Raw genomic sequence first — 13,643 nt, forward strand, 5'->3', positions numbered from 1 at the left:
AGGGCCCGATCACCGCAGCGCCGACAGCACGATGAGGCCGAGGATCAGCGCCGTCAGCGAATATTTCAGCGCGTAGTAGACGTTGCGGTTCCACGCCTTGACCTTGCGGCTGCCGAGATGGATCTCGTAGAGCTTGCCGAACACCTTGTTGAGCACGCCGACATTCTCGCCCTCGACGTTCTGGGTCGCCGACGCCTTGACGATGTGGTGGCTGACCCAGCGGTTGATCGCGGTCATGAAGCCGAACTTCATCGGGCGCTCGACGTCGCAGAACAGGATGATGCGGTTGACGTCGGTCGCATTCTCCGCGCTGTGGATGAAGGTCTCGTCGAACATGAAGGCTTCGCCGTCGCGCCAGACGCATTCGACGCCGTCGACCAGGATCCGGCACTTGTTCGAGTTCGGCGTGACGAGGCCAAGGTGATAGCGCAGCGAGCCCGCGAATGGATCGCGATGCGCGCCCAGCTTGCCGCCCGGCGGCAGCATCGCGAACATCGCGCCATGGACGCTCGGGATCGACTTGAGCAGCTGCACCGTCTTCGGGCACAGCGTGTTCGCGGACGGCAGGAAGTCGTCGTACCATTTCAGGTAAAACCGCTTCCAGCCGCTCTTGAAGAAGGAATAGAAGCCCCAGTCGTTGTTCTTCGCGGCCGCGCGGATAAAACCTTCGTCGAACAGGCGCACCGCCTCGTCGCGGATGGTCTCCCAGTTCTCGCTGAGCGGCTTCAGCTCCGGAAACTGATCGACCGAGATCACCGGCCTGTTGGGCACGGCCGAGCCGGCATACATCAGCACATTGTAAGGTGCGAGATAGGTCGAGTGATCGCCGAGCTGGCGCGCGAAGCGCAGCCGCTGCTTGCCGCGGAAGTGAACATAAATGGTCGAGGCCGCAAGCACATAAAGAATGACAAGTTGCGGCGCAAAAAGCTGTTTCAACATCTCCCCGTTCCCCAGTGAACCCAGCGGGGACGTCATCTACTCCGCGCCGGCCCGGGCGGCAAGATATTCACCGGTGGGTTGAGGTTCACGCTGGCGCGAGCGCGGGGACGAAACGGGCTGGACCCGGATCGGAACTGAGCCAAATCACGCGCGCGACAGCGCCTGGAGCCCCTTGAAGGTCAGGCGCTTGGGGTCGGTGACGCCGGCAAGATAGAGACGGCGGATGAAGGCGATGACGGCGTCGCGGTCGCAATCGGTCAGCGCGACGACGGCGTCGACTGCGATTCTCTGGGCTTCCATTGGGCTTACCTCGGCCTTGCGAGTCACCCCGGCCGAGGCAGGCTAGGACCCGCTGGTTAATCGGGCATTAACTGGTCGGGCGTTGACCGGTTCAGCCCGTTCGCCGAAGACGCAAACGACATCGGCGCCGTTGCGTGCCGCCCGCCCCGCCCTCGCCGGTCTCCTGATTTCGATCCGCGCTATTCGGCGCCGGGCGTTCTCGCATTGCTTGTCATGGATTTCAGTAGTTCGGTCTGCTGTCGCACCAACTCGCATTGCTTTCGCGCATGTGAGCCCGACAACTCGATCCACTGCGAGAGCGTTCTCACGCGGCTCAACTCGCGCGTATACTGCAGGGCCGCACCTGCATTCATTTTCATCAATTCGAGCACGAGGGCATGGCACTCAGCAGCAGCTCCGTCCAGGATGTCGCCTTCCGGATTGGCAATATCCTTCGTGTATTCGAACGCTGTATGCAGGCCTAAGTTCATTGCCTCGAAGGCACGCGTCTGCATCTCTTTGGCGATCTCCACGGCGAGAGTGGAGGTGTCGGCACTTTGGAGTGGAGTCGAAGGCAATTCCACCTTGGTAGACGGGCGCGCCTCGGCGCCGTCGACTATCGCGGGAATGGGCGTATCCGCAGGCATCTTTCGAGCCGGCATCTTTCGAGCGGGCGTCTTGGCTGCCCCCCTGCTCCGGTGTCCATCGGCCGCCAGGATGGCGACCGGATCCGTGGACGTCTCCAAGAGGCTCTCGTCGACGGTACGGCCCACGGCCGCAGTCAGATCCACCAGCGACCGACGTCTGGCGCGTACGCCATCAGCAGGCTGTCTCGACCGCGTCTTGCCCATGATGTTTCGGCTCCGTGAACATGTTTTTCGAAATCCACCGCCACAGCTCAACGATCTCGTCCGAAGCTTTTCCCTCCGGCGCAAACTCGGTGACCCCCAAGCCTAACCCAAGCGCATCCTGGTGGTCGTTGCGCTGTCCGATGAAGGGGAGCGCAAGCACGCCAAGCGAGTTGAGCGACGTCGCAGCTTCACTCAGCCGGCACCCACGTGTGGGCGCCTGATTGAGGACGAAGGCAAATCGGCGGTTACCCCTGCGAATGGCCAACAGCGTAGGGATGGCAGCTTCGATATCGGCCGGGCTTGGACGGGCCGGAATGAGACAAAGGTCGGCATTGGTGATGGCGCGGAGCGCCAGGGCGTTGTTCGTGGCGGCCGTGTCGATGATTACGAGCCCAATCCCTTCAGCCCGGAGCCGAGATAGCACCGGCTCGATCTCCGCCGGATCAGCAACGCACTCGACATGAGGAAAGGAATTCTCACGACGCTGTTTCCATCTTGAGATGGTGCCCTGCGCGTCTGCCTCAATGAGAGCGACCCGCTCTTCACGTTCCATCGCGGCCACCGCAAGCCCAACGGCCAGCGTACTCTTGCCGCTTCCGCCTTTTTGCGTGACCAGAGCAAGCACGTGCACGTCCCGCGCTCCCATCAATGCCAGCGACGCGGAACTCAGGCGCTGTCGGAAGTAAATTGCATGCGACGCAACAATACTACTTCAAGTCGCGGTTCACCTCAAGCGATCGATGGGTTCCACCGGCAACATACGGAAATCAGGAATACCGCATCACGCCGTCGTCGATCCGGCCGAAACGTAAGGAGACGATGTCGAGCGCGTAGTTCTGGTAGAGCCGCCACGGCCGCTTCGAGCCCTGCTTCGGCATTTTTGCGACCGCGCGCTGCACATAGCCCGAGGTGAAATCGAGCGAGGGCTGAAGAGCAACGGCTGGATCGTCATTGTGCGGCATGCACTGCCGGAAATTGTGCCGGTCCATGTAGTTGATGAGCCGGCAGACATATTCGCAGGTGAGATCGCATTTCAGCGTCCAGGACGCGTTGGTGTAACCGAAGGCCGATGCCATGTTCGGAACGTCGGCGTACATCATGCCCTTGTAGGTCAGGGTATTGGCGAAATCGACGGCACGGCCGTCGACGCTGACCTCGAGGCCGCCGACGACCTGGAGCACCAGCCCCGTCGCCGTGACGATGATGTCGGCCGCAAGCTCGCTGCCGTCCTTGAGGCGAATACCGTCGCGCGTAAACGTGTCGATCTCATTGGTGACGACGGCGGCGCGCTGCTCGCGGATCGCCTTGAACAGATCGCCGTCGGGCACGAGACACAGCCGCTGGTCCCAGGGATTGTAGCGCGGGGTGAAATGAGTCGCGACGTCGTAGTCGGGGCCGAGCGCCATGCGGACGCCGCCGAGGATCAGGTTCTTCACCTTGTCCGGCCTGCGCCGGCTGAGCTGGAAGAAGAACATCCCCCACATCACGTTGCGCCAGCGGATGACATGATAGGCAAGCCGCGTCGGCAGATTGCGGCGCAATTTGTTGGCGACGGGATCCTGCGCCGGACGCGATACGACATAGGTCGGCGAACGTTGCAGCATGGTGACCTGCGCCGCTTTCTTGGCGAGCTCCGGCACCAGCGTCACCGCGGTCGCGCCCGAGCCGATCACGACGACGCGTTTGCCCGAATAGTCGATGTCCTCGGTCCATTTCTGCGGATGCACGATGCGGCCGGCGAAATCAGCGGCGCCCTTGAACTCCGGCGTGTAGCCGGCCTCGTATTTGTAATAGCCCGAGCACATGAATAGGAAATTGCAGGTGAAACGCACGAGCTCGGTCGCGCCCGAGCCTGTGATACGCTCGGCTTCCACCGTCCAGCGTGCGTGTGGCGTCGACCACGAAGCGCGCTTGACGCGATGACGATAGCGGATGTGCTTGTCGATGCCGTTCTCGGCGGCGGTCTCGCGCACATAGTTCAGGATCTGCGGCCCGTCGGCGATCGCTTTCGGATCAGTCCACGGCTTGAACGAATAGCCGAGCGTGAACATGTCGCTGTCGGAGCGGATGCCGGGATAACGGAACAGGTCCCAGGTGCCGCCGATGCAGTCGCGGCCCTCCAGAATGACGTAGCTCTTGGTCGGGCACCTGGTCTGAAGATGATAGCCCGCCCCGATGCCGGATAGCCCGGCACCGACGATCAGCACGTCGAAATGTTCTTTTTGCATGGTTTCCTCCGCCGACGAGGATTGTCCGCCCGCCACTGCTGGCCGTCAATTGGCAATCAGCCGTGCAGCAACTGCAAAGCGAGTTGAATTCCATGTGCCGAAACAATGAAGCCCCGGATCGCTCCGGGGCTTCTCGTCGATGATCGATCGGACCAGTCAATCAGTAGCGATAGTGGTCCGACTTGTACGGGCCTTCCTGCTTCACGCCGATATAGTCGGCCTGGTCCTTGCGCAGCTCGGTGAGCTTGACGCCGATCTTGGCGAGATGCAGGCGCGCGACTTTCTCGTCGAGCGTCTTCGGCAGCACGTAGACTTCCTTCTTGTACTTGCCGTCGTTGTTGTTGGCGTAAAGCTCGATCTGCGCCAGCGTCTGGTTGGTGAAGGACGCCGACATCACGAAGGACGGATGGCCCATCGCGTTGCCGAGGTTCACGAGACGGCCCTCCGACAGCATGATGATGCGGTGCTTGTCGGGGAATTCGATCTCGTCGACCTGCGGCTTGATGTTGGTCCACTTCAGATTGCGCAGCGAGGCGATTTGGATCTCGTTGTCGAAGTGACCGATGTTGCAGACGATGGCGCGGTCCTTCATCGCGCGCATGTGCTCGATGGTGATGATGTCCTTGTTGCCGGTGGCGGTGACGAAGATGTCGGCGCGGGGCGCGGCGTCTTCCATGGTCACGACCTCGTAGCCCTCCATCGCGGCCTGCAGCGCGCAGATCGGATCGACTTCCGACACCATGACGCGGCAGCCGGCCTGGCGCAGCGAAGCGGCCGAGCCCTTGCCGACGTCGCCGAAGCCGGCGACCATCGCGACCTTGCCCGACAGCATCACGTCGGTGCCGCGGCGGATGCCGTCGACCAGCGATTCACGGCAGCCATAGAGGTTGTCGAACTTCGACTTGGTGACGCTGTCGTTGACGTTGATGGCCGGCCACAGCAACGTGCCTGCCTTCTGCATGTCATAGAGACGATGCACGCCCGTGGTGGTCTCTTCCGAAACGCCCTTGATGCTCTTGGCGATCCCCGCGAAGTAGCCCTTCGGCTTTTCCTTGAGCTGCTTCTTCAGCAGCGCGAAGAAGACTTCCTCTTCCTCGGAGCCGGGCTTGTCGAGGAAGGCGGCGTCGCCGTTCTCGGCGCGCAGACCGAGATGGACATACATGGTGGCATCGCCACCGTCATCGAGGATCATGTTCGGATGACCGCCGCCATGCCAGTCGAACAGCTTTGCGGTGTAATCCCAGTATTCGGTCAGCGTCTCGCCCTTGACGGCGAAGACGGGAATGCCGGCAGCGGCGATCGCGGCGGCAGCGTGATCCTGCGTCGAGTAGATGTTGCAGGAGACCCAGCGAATGTCGGCGCCGAGGGCGGCCAACGTCTCGATCAGCACGCCGGTCTGGATCGTCATGTGCAGGGAGCCGGCGATGCGGGCGCCCTTCAGCGGCTGCTTCGGTCCGTACTCCTCGCGGGTGGCCATCAGGCCGGGCATCTCGGTCTCGGCCAGCGAGAGTTCCTTGCGGCCGAAATCGGCGAGCGAAATGTCCTTGACGATGTAATCGGTGAAGCCGGGCTTCGCGTTCATTGGGGGTTCCTGTTTGTTTGGTTCGTCATTCCGGGGCGCTCGTGAAACGAGCGAACCCGGAATCCGGAAGTTCGAGATTCCGGGTTCGCCGCTGTCGCGGCGCCCCGGAATGAAGCAAGAGAACTTAGAGCGCGCGCTTGAGCTGCTCGACGAGGTCAGTCTTCTCCCAGGAGAAGCCGCCCTCGTTGTCCGGCGTGCGACCGAAATGGCCGTAGGCCGAGGTGCGCGCGTAGATCGGGCGGTTGAGGTCGAGATGGCTGCGGATGCCGCGGGGCGTCAGATCCATCGCCTTGGCGGCTGCCTTCTCGAGCTGGTCCTCCGACACCTTACCGGTGCCGTGGGTGTCGATGTAGATCGACAGCGGACGCGCCACGCCGATGGCATAGGCGAGCTGGAGCGTGCAGCGGTCGGCAAGACCGGCGGCAACGATGTTCTTGGCGACGTAGCGCGCCGCATAAGCCGCCGAGCGGTCGACCTTGGTCGGATCCTTGCCGGAGAACGCGCCGCCGCCATGCGGGGCCGCGCCGCCATAGGTATCGACGATGATCTTGCGGCCGGTCAGGCCGGAGTCGCCGTCCGGACCGCCGATGAAGAACTTGCCGGTCGGGTTGATGTGCCAGATCGTCTTCGGCGTGATCCAGTCCTTCGGCAGCGCCTCGCGCACATAGGGCTCGACGATGTCGCGAATCTGCTTGGACGAGATGTCCTCGACCAGGTGCTGATGCGAGACCACGATCTCGCGCACGCCGACCGGCTTACCGTTCTCGTACTGCACGGTGACCTGGCTCTTGGAGTCGGGGCCGAGCACCTTCTCCTTGCCGGAGTGACGGGCTTCGGAGATCAGGCGCAGGATCTTATGAGCGTAGAAGATCGGCGCCGGCATCAGATCGGGCGTCTCGTTGGTGGCGTAACCGAACATGATGCCCTGGTCGCCCGCGCCCTCTTCCTTGACCTCACCCGGCTGCAGCGCATCGACGCCCTGGGCGATGTCGGCCGACTGCGGATGCAAGAGGATCTCGATGTCGGCCTTCTGCCAGTGGAAGCCTTCCTGCTCGTAGCCGATGTCCTTGATCGCGCCACGGACGACGCTCTCGATCTGCTCGTTGGTCACCGACTTCGGACCGCGGGTCTCGCCGGCGATCACCACCTTGTTGGTGGTCGCGAGCGTCTCGCAGGCAGCGCGGATCTGCCAGGGGTCGATGCCGGCCTTCGGCCCTTCGCGGTAGAACAGGTCGACGATCTCGTCGGAAATGCGGTCGCAGACCTTGTCCGGATGACCCTCGGACACGGACTCGCTGGTGAAGAGATAGGACGCGCGCATCAGTAACCCCTTGTTCCGCCGCTAAACCGGCGGGCGTTTGCGATGTTTACCTGTGGATGATGTCAATCACGCCGGCGCGAGATGACGTAGGATTCGTCGAGAAACCAGAGCCCATTATACTTTCGCAGCACGTCCCTGGCGGCATCCAGAGTGCGGCCGTTTTGAGTCATTTCTGTCAACCGGTCGTCCTCAATCTGAGCGACATACACCGCCGCATTCCACGCTGCAAAGGCCGTCGAGGTTCCGATCGTACCGGTTACCTCGTTGGGCAGCGCTTCCATATCATACCTGAAGATCGAACGGTTATCCGCATAAGCATTAAAATTTAGGTCGCGGCCCACCGATCCAAGTTCATACTTAACCGCACGCAGTAGCTCATGACGGCTGACCGAGAAAGGATTTTCTCCAGGCCAGATCGCCTGGATCATTTCCATGCCCGGATCCTGGCCATGGGAGTGGATACCGATCAGCCGCCCGCCCGGCCGGAGCGCCCGCGCCAGAGGTGCGATGATCCGTTTGGCCCGGAAATTGACCGAGGACAGGGCCCGGTAGGGCTGCGACGCGATGACGAGGTCGAAATTGGCCTCGGTCTGGCCCGGCCGCGGAATGGTCGAATCCAGCAGGAACCTGTGGTCCTCGCGATACAGCACCAGAACCACGGGCCGTTCATACAGCGGCATGGCCGTGCGCGGGCTGATCGCGGCGCGCCAGTTCTGCTCCAGAAACGGCCTCAGCTCCGCGATCTGCTGCTCGAACTCGCCGGATGAGGCGCCCCGCAGCGGGACCTCGTGCCAGACGGTCGCCGCCGCCGCCGCAGGCGATGCCGGCGTGAGCCAGGGCGCCTCCGAGTAGAACATGTTGGTGAAGACGAACACCGACGCCGGATGCTCGAAAATGCGATCCGGCACCTTCTCCAGCGTCAGGCGCAGGTCTTCCAGACTGAGTTCCTTGCCGGCGACGTAGAACGGCATGTGCGGAAAGCGCTGATGCGTCGCGCGCAGCACGCGCGCCAGCACCGTGCCATCGCCGACACCGGCGTCGAACAGGCGCAAGGCCGGCGGGCGTGGATGGATGGAGGCAAGCTCCAGCGCAACCCGATCCGCGACCACCCGCTTCTCGCTGCAGGTGTGGACGAACAGCAGGTATTTCTGCCGGTTCTCGAAGAAGCGGAAATTGCCGCGCGGGTCGCGCTTTTCCGGCGGCACCTGCAGGCCCCGTGGCGGCGGCACGCCGCCAGCCATCGATGCCGCCATATAGGCCTGGATCCGCTCCAGCGTGTCGATGGTGATTCGCTTACCCTCGCGCAGGCGCTGCACCAGCTTCCCATCGTTCACCGCACGCCGGCCGAACGTCGATTCCGCCATGTCCGCCTTGCGGCAGAACTCCGTGATCTGGCTCAGGATTTCGTCGTTTTTCATGGAGTGGGACGCGGTGGGCAGACGGATTGGGACCTAGGTCCTAGCAAATTCTGCCCACTCAGGGAATAGCCGATCGGGCCGCGTCAGCCGCGGTCCTCGCCTTTGCCGACGCGATCGCGCCGGCCAGGCTGCGCTCGACGACGAAGGCGCGAACTCGCCGCTCTCTCGCGCCATGCGGCGCGCCAGGTCTGGAGGCTCAGCAGATGATGACGTGGGTGCGGGCCGAAGTGGTGTCGGTCACGAAGGATAAGCACGCGCGTGGGTGATGCTGCCGGGCGAGGTCTCCGACGGAGAAGTGAGATACCCGCGTGCCCCGGACCCAGCGGAGCGCTTCTTCAGCGGCGCGCTGCAGAGCCGGGGGCCACATCTACGAAGAGCAAGTCTGGCAGCAGGGGTCCCGGCTCTGCGCAGCAACGCGAGAGCATTGCAGCGTCCGGGACACGAGTGAGGCCTGGGCCTAGCTGCGGCGCTCAGTTACCCCACACTTCCTTCGCGATCTCGACCGCGAGGCTGAGCTTGGCCCACTGCTCTTCCTCGGAAAGGATATTGCCCTCTTCCGTCGAGGCGAAGCCGCATTGCGGGGAGAGCGCGAGCTGCTCCAGCGGCGCGAACTTGGCGGCTTCTTCCAGGCGGCGCTTGATGTCGTCCTTCTTCTCGAGCTCGCCGAACTTCGAGGTGATGACGCCGACCACGACGACCTTGTTGCCCTTGGGCAGGAAGCGCAGCGGCTCGAAGCCGCCGGCGCGGTCAGAGTCGTATTCCAGGAAATAGCCGTCGTAATTGGTGCCGGCGAGCATCGTCTCGGCCACCGGCTCGTAGCCGCCCGAGGAGATCCAGGTCGAGCGGAAATTGCCGCGGCAGACATGCGTCGTCACCACCATGTCGGCGGGCTTCTCGGCCAGCGCGTAGTTGATGATGCGCGCATAGATCTGCTGCAGACCGTCCGGATTGTCGCCGCGTTCGCGCGCCTTCTGCAACTCGTCCTGCGAGCAGAGATAGGCCCACACGGTGTCGTCAAACTGGAGATAGCGGCAGCCGGCATCATAGAATGCCTTCACGGCCTTGCGATAGGTCTTGCCGAGATCCTCGTAGAAGGCGTCGAGATCGGGATAGACGTCCTTGGAGATCGACTTGCGGCCGCCGCGGAAGTGCAGCACCGCGGGCGACGGAATCGTCATCTTGGCGGTGACGTGGGCCTGGTCGGCCACCTTCTTCAGGAATCGGAAGTGGTCCAGCATCGGGTGGTCGTCGGGAAAGTCGAGCTTGTCGATCACCCGCACCGCGTCGTGACGGGTCTGCACGCCCGCGAACTGGATGCCGGTGTCGGGATGAAACAGCTCGCAGCCAGTGAGCTTGGCCAGGAAGTCGAAATGCCACCAGGAGCGGCGGAATTCGCCGTCGGTCGCAAGCTTCAGGCCGAGCGAGGCCTGCTTGTGGACGACCTTCTCGATCTCCATGTCCTCGATCTTGCGCAGATCGTCGGCTGAGATCTCGCCCTTCTCGAGACGGCTGCGGGCTTCCTTGATCTTGGCCGGACGCAGGAGGCTGCCGACCTCGTCGGCGCGGAAGGGGGCTTTGGTTCGCTGCATTTGTTACTCCCGGATATTATTCTAGTGGGCCGCCGCCCCTGCGACACCGAGGTGGCGCTCCAGGACCGACGGGTCGGCCTTCAGCGCGGCACTCGGGGCGTCGTGGACGATCGTTCCGCGCTCCAATATCACAACGCGGTCGGCCAGCCCCAGAATCTTTTGGGCATTCTGCTCGACGATAATCGAGCAGATGCCACCCGCCCGGGTGATGGTGCCGATTGCCTTGAGCAACTCCTCGACGATGATGGGGGCAAGGCCCTCGGTCGGCTCGTCCAGCAGCAGCACTTTCGGATTCAGGGTCAGCGCACGGCCGATCGCCAGCATCTGCTGCTCGCCGCCGGAGAGCTGGTTGCCGAAATTGCTCCGCCGCTCCTTCAGCCGCGGGAACATCTCGTAGACCTTCTCGACCGTCCAGGGACCGGGCTGCGCCACCGCGGTCATGTTCTCCTCGACCGTGAGCGAGCGGAAGATGTTGCGCTCCTGCGGCACCCAGCCGATGCCGGCGCGCGCGCGCTGGTCGGCCCGGAGCGATGTGACATCGGTGCCGGCGAGCGTGACGGTGCCTGCGAAGCGGCGGGTGACGCCGACGATGGAGTTGATCAGCGTGGTCTTGCCGGTGCCGTTGCGGCCGAGCAGCGCCAGCACCTGCCCTTCCGCGAGACGCAGCGACATGTTGGGCAGCACCACCGCCTCGCCGTAGCCGGCGCGCAACGCCTCGATCGCGAGCAGGTCAGACATTGACCGCCTCCTCGCCGAGATAGACGGCCTTGACCTGCGGATCGCGCGCGACCTGCTCGGGCGGGCCCTCGGTCAGCAGCGCGCCCGAGACCAGCACCGAAATACGGTCGGCAAAGGAGAACACGAGGTCCATGTCGTGCTCGATCAAGAGCACGGTGACGTCACGCGGCAGGCTGCCTACCACGGCGAGAATGTCGTGACGCTCGCTCTCGGGCACGCCGGCCGCGGGCTCGTCGAGCAGCAGCACGCGTGGCTTGGCGGCGATCGCGACCGCGATCTCGAGCAGGCGCTGCTTGCCGTAAGGCAGCGTCACGGTCTGCTCGTTCATGACGTCGAGCAGGTGGAAGCGCGAGAGCAGATCGGCGATCTCGCCGTTGACGTCGCTGCGCGTGCCCATCCGCCGCCACCAGTCGCCGCCATGGCCGAGGCGCTCGGAGACGGCCAGGCCGATGGTCTCCAGCGGCGTGAGATCGGGATAGAGCTGATTGATCTGGAAGGTGCGCGACAAACCGCGCAGCACCCGCTTGTGCACGGGAAGATCGGTGATGTCCTGGCCTTCGAGCAGGATGCGGCCCGAGTTCGGCTTCAATACGCCGGTCAGCTGGTTGATGACCGTGGTCTTGCCGGCGCCGTTCGGGCCGATCAGCGCGTGGCGGGCGCCCTGCTCGACCTTCAAGGACAGATCGCGCGTGACGCGCAAGCCGCCAAACTGTTTTTCGAGATTTTGGGTTTCGAGCGCGATGGTCATGCCTCGCTCTCCGGCACGGCGACGACCGCTTTACGTCCTGCAACCTGCTTGATGATCAGGTTGGGCACGTACAGCACCCAGCGGTGCAGACGCTGGCGGCCGACCAGCACGATCACGACCAGCACGAGACCGATCCAGAACTGCCAGTATTGCGGCGTGATGGTGGAGAACAATTCCTGCAGCATGCGGAACACCACGGCGCCGATCAGGCCGCCATAGAGATAGCCGGTGCCGCCGATCACGAGCACCAGCATCAAGTCCGCCGAGCGTTCGAAGGCGAACACGTCGAGGGAGGCGATCGCGGTGGTCTGGGTGAACAGCGCGCCGGCGACGCCGGCATAGAACGCCGCCAGCGTGTAGATCGCGATCAAGCGGCGGTTGACGGGGATGCCGATCGCAGCAGCCCGCAGCGGATTGTTCTTGATCGCGCGCAGCGACAGGCCGAACGGCGAATGCACGACGCGGCGAGCGAACAGAAACAGCAGGAACAGGACGGCCAGCGAGTAGAAGAAACCGGCCTTGCCGAACATGTCGAACGGAATCTGGCCGAAGATCGGCTGCATCTCGATGCCTTGCAGGCCGTCGGTGCCACCGGTGATGTTGGAGAAGCGCTCGGCGAGCGCTTCCAGCAGCAGCGCGATGCCGAGCGTCACCATCAAGCGCGTGAGGTCGACACCGCGGATCACCAGGAAGCTGGTGGCAAAGCCGAGCACCATTGCGGCCAGCCCTGCGACGATCAGCGCCAGTACGGGCTCGTTGATGATCCCATGAAGCGCGAGAAGTCCCGCCGCATAGGCGCCGACGCCGAAGAAGGCGGCGTGGCCGAGCGAGACGATGCCGGCATAGCCGAGGATGAGATCGAGCGACATCGTGAACAGCGCCAGCCGCAGGATGTCAGTCATGATCAGATAGCGCGTAGGAAAGGCGAAGCCGCAGGCCAGCACGATCAGCCAGAAGGCGATTTCGCCGTAGTGCCAGCGCGCCTGGCGCTGGGCGTGATAACCGACGTCGGAAGCAGCGTTCATCGGCGTACTCAACGCGCGGCCGTGCGGCCGAACAGGCCGTTCGGGCGCCAGATCAGGATCACGATCATCATGGTGTAAATCACGAAGGGGCCCATCTTCGGCACGTAATATTTGCCGGCGACGTCGCCGATGCCGAGCAGGAGCGAGGCCAGGAACGGGCCGGTGATCGAGGAGGAGCCGCCGACGGTGACCACGATCAGGAAGTAGATCATGAACTTCAGCGGGAAATACGGATCGAGGCCGAGGATCTCGGCGCTCAGCGCGCCGCCGAGACCGGCGAGCCCGCAACCGAATGCAAAGGTGAAGGCGAACACCTGCGGCACGTTGATGCCGAGGCCGCTCGCGGCGCGGGGATCGTCGACCGCGGCGCGCAGACGGCTACCGAAGCGCGTCTTGGCCAGCACCATCTGCAGAGCGATGGTCAGCAGACCGCAGATCACGATGATCATCAGCCGATAGCGGCCGATGCCGACCCCAAACAGGTCGAACTGGCCCTGGAGCGCCGCGGGCAGATTGATGAACACCCGTGATGATCCCTGGATGTAGTCGACGGCGGCGACCGACATGAATGTCAGCCCGATGGTAAACAGCACCTGATCAAGATGGCTGCGCGTATAGAGGTGGCGGTAGAGCGTCCGTTCGAGCGCGATGCCGATCGCAGCGGAGGAGACGAAAGCGAGCGGCAGGGCAGCGAAGAACGGCCAGCCCATCCGGTTGACCAGCACCATGCAGACATAGCCGCCGGCCATGGCGAAGGCGCCATGGGCGAGATTGACGAAGTTCATCAATCCGAGCGTGACCGCGAGCCCGCAGGCGAGCACGAACAGCAGCATGCCGTAGGCAACGCCATCGAACAGGTTGGTGAGGATTGAGGTCATCGGGAGCGGGTGAACCTTGGTAATCACTCGTCATTCCGGGGCAGCGC

13 protein-coding genes are annotated in these 13,643 nt (G+C 63.5%); all 13 read right to left on the reverse strand.

The annotated features are described in order from the left end of the window. Positions 1 to 9: 9 nt before the first annotated feature. The 13 genes from IVA79_RS24630 to IVA79_RS24690 all read right to left on the reverse strand — a co-directional run bounded on the left by IVA79_RS24630 (position 10) and on the right by IVA79_RS24690 (position 13,596). Positions 10 to 939, reverse strand: a complete 930-nt coding sequence (locus IVA79_RS24630) for an aspartyl/asparaginyl beta-hydroxylase domain-containing protein (RefSeq protein ID WP_247557767.1) — start codon at positions 937 to 939, stop codon at positions 10 to 12. Between the two features lie 144 nt (positions 940 to 1,083). Continuing rightward, on the reverse strand, positions 1,084 to 1,239 hold the full coding sequence (locus IVA79_RS24635) for a hypothetical protein (protein WP_007612486.1): 156 nt from the start codon (positions 1,237 to 1,239) through the stop codon (positions 1,084 to 1,086). Positions 1,240 to 1,418: 179 nt separating this feature from the next. Further along, positions 1,419 to 2,069, reverse strand: coding sequence for a hypothetical protein (locus tag IVA79_RS24640; protein WP_247557769.1), 651 nt, complete (start codon positions 2,067 to 2,069; stop codon positions 1,419 to 1,421). Continuing rightward, complete coding sequence (locus IVA79_RS24645) at positions 2,038 to 2,694, reverse strand: AAA family ATPase (RefSeq protein WP_247557771.1); 657 nt, start codon at positions 2,692 to 2,694, stop codon at positions 2,038 to 2,040. The genes IVA79_RS24640 and IVA79_RS24645 overlap by 32 nt, the downstream gene beginning before the upstream one ends. A 142-nt stretch (positions 2,695 to 2,836) precedes the next feature. Then, positions 2,837 to 4,297, reverse strand: coding sequence for an NAD(P)/FAD-dependent oxidoreductase (locus IVA79_RS24650; RefSeq protein ID WP_247557773.1), 1,461 nt, complete (start codon positions 4,295 to 4,297; stop codon positions 2,837 to 2,839). Between the two features lie 160 nt (positions 4,298 to 4,457). Further along, positions 4,458 to 5,879: an adenosylhomocysteinase gene (gene ahcY, locus IVA79_RS24655; protein ID WP_247557775.1), complete on the reverse strand. Its 1,422-nt coding sequence runs from the start codon at positions 5,877 to 5,879 to the stop codon at positions 4,458 to 4,460. 124 nt (positions 5,880 to 6,003) lie between these two features. Beyond that, on the reverse strand, positions 6,004 to 7,200 hold the full coding sequence (metK, locus tag IVA79_RS24660; RefSeq protein ID WP_247557777.1) for a methionine adenosyltransferase: 1,197 nt from the start codon (positions 7,198 to 7,200) through the stop codon (positions 6,004 to 6,006). A 62-nt stretch (positions 7,201 to 7,262) separates the two neighbouring features. Continuing rightward, positions 7,263 to 8,618 (reverse strand): hypothetical protein, encoded by a 1,356-nt coding sequence (locus tag IVA79_RS24665; RefSeq protein WP_247557780.1) that lies wholly within the window; start codon positions 8,616 to 8,618, stop codon positions 7,263 to 7,265. A gap of 470 nt (positions 8,619 to 9,088) precedes the next feature. Next, complete coding sequence (locus tag IVA79_RS24670) at positions 9,089 to 10,207, reverse strand: cobalamin-independent methionine synthase II family protein (protein WP_247557782.1); 1,119 nt, start codon at positions 10,205 to 10,207, stop codon at positions 9,089 to 9,091. Between the two features lie 21 nt (positions 10,208 to 10,228). Beyond that, on the reverse strand, positions 10,229 to 10,945 hold the full coding sequence (locus IVA79_RS24675; RefSeq protein WP_247557784.1) for an ABC transporter ATP-binding protein: 717 nt from the start codon (positions 10,943 to 10,945) through the stop codon (positions 10,229 to 10,231). Continuing rightward, a complete protein-coding gene (locus IVA79_RS24680) occupies positions 10,938 to 11,693 on the reverse strand; it encodes an ABC transporter ATP-binding protein (protein WP_247557786.1) in 756 nt (251 codons plus the stop codon). The genes IVA79_RS24675 and IVA79_RS24680 overlap by 8 nt, the downstream gene beginning before the upstream one ends. Further along, a complete protein-coding gene (locus IVA79_RS24685; protein ID WP_247557788.1) occupies positions 11,690 to 12,718 on the reverse strand; it encodes a branched-chain amino acid ABC transporter permease in 1,029 nt (342 codons plus the stop codon). The genes IVA79_RS24680 and IVA79_RS24685 overlap by 4 nt, the downstream gene beginning before the upstream one ends. Positions 12,719 to 12,726: 8 nt before the next feature. Next, the gene (locus tag IVA79_RS24690) at positions 12,727 to 13,596 is read right to left on the reverse strand and encodes a branched-chain amino acid ABC transporter permease (RefSeq protein WP_028143352.1); all 870 of its coding nucleotides are present in this window, start codon (positions 13,594 to 13,596) and stop codon (positions 12,727 to 12,729) included. Between the last annotated feature and the right edge of the window lie 47 nt (positions 13,597 to 13,643).

The organism is Bradyrhizobium sp. 138 (assembly GCF_023074075.1).
Classification (GTDB): Bacteria; Pseudomonadota; Alphaproteobacteria; order Rhizobiales; family Xanthobacteraceae; genus Bradyrhizobium.

Excerpts from the sequence above, each read along its gene's own strand:
- IVA79_RS24630 (WP_247557767.1), bottom strand. The coding sequence starts at position 939 with ATGTTGAAACAGCTTTTTGCGCCGCAACTTGTCATTCTTTATGTGCTT.
- IVA79_RS24635 (WP_007612486.1), bottom strand. The coding sequence starts at position 1,239 with ATGGAAGCCCAGAGAATCGCAGTCGACGCCGTCGTCGCGCTGACCGAT.
- IVA79_RS24640 (WP_247557769.1), bottom strand. The coding sequence starts at position 2,069 with ATGGGCAAGACGCGGTCGAGACAGCCTGCTGATGGCGTACGCGCCAGA.
- IVA79_RS24650 (WP_247557773.1), bottom strand. The coding sequence starts at position 4,297 with ATGCAAAAAGAACATTTCGACGTGCTGATCGTCGGTGCCGGGCTATCC.
- ahcY (WP_247557775.1), bottom strand. The coding sequence starts at position 5,879 with ATGAACGCGAAGCCCGGCTTCACCGATTACATCGTCAAGGACATTTCG.
- metK (WP_247557777.1), bottom strand. The coding sequence starts at position 7,200 with ATGCGCGCGTCCTATCTCTTCACCAGCGAGTCCGTGTCCGAGGGTCAT.
- IVA79_RS24665 (WP_247557780.1), bottom strand. The coding sequence starts at position 8,618 with ATGAAAAACGACGAAATCCTGAGCCAGATCACGGAGTTCTGCCGCAAG.
- IVA79_RS24670 (WP_247557782.1), bottom strand. The coding sequence starts at position 10,207 with ATGCAGCGAACCAAAGCCCCCTTCCGCGCCGACGAGGTCGGCAGCCTC.
- IVA79_RS24675 (WP_247557784.1), bottom strand. The coding sequence starts at position 10,945 with ATGTCTGACCTGCTCGCGATCGAGGCGTTGCGCGCCGGCTACGGCGAG.
- IVA79_RS24680 (WP_247557786.1), bottom strand. The coding sequence starts at position 11,693 with ATGACCATCGCGCTCGAAACCCAAAATCTCGAAAAACAGTTTGGCGGC.
- IVA79_RS24685 (WP_247557788.1), bottom strand. The coding sequence starts at position 12,718 with ATGAACGCTGCTTCCGACGTCGGTTATCACGCCCAGCGCCAGGCGCGC.
- IVA79_RS24690 (WP_028143352.1), bottom strand. The coding sequence starts at position 13,596 with ATGACCTCAATCCTCACCAACCTGTTCGATGGCGTTGCCTACGGCATG.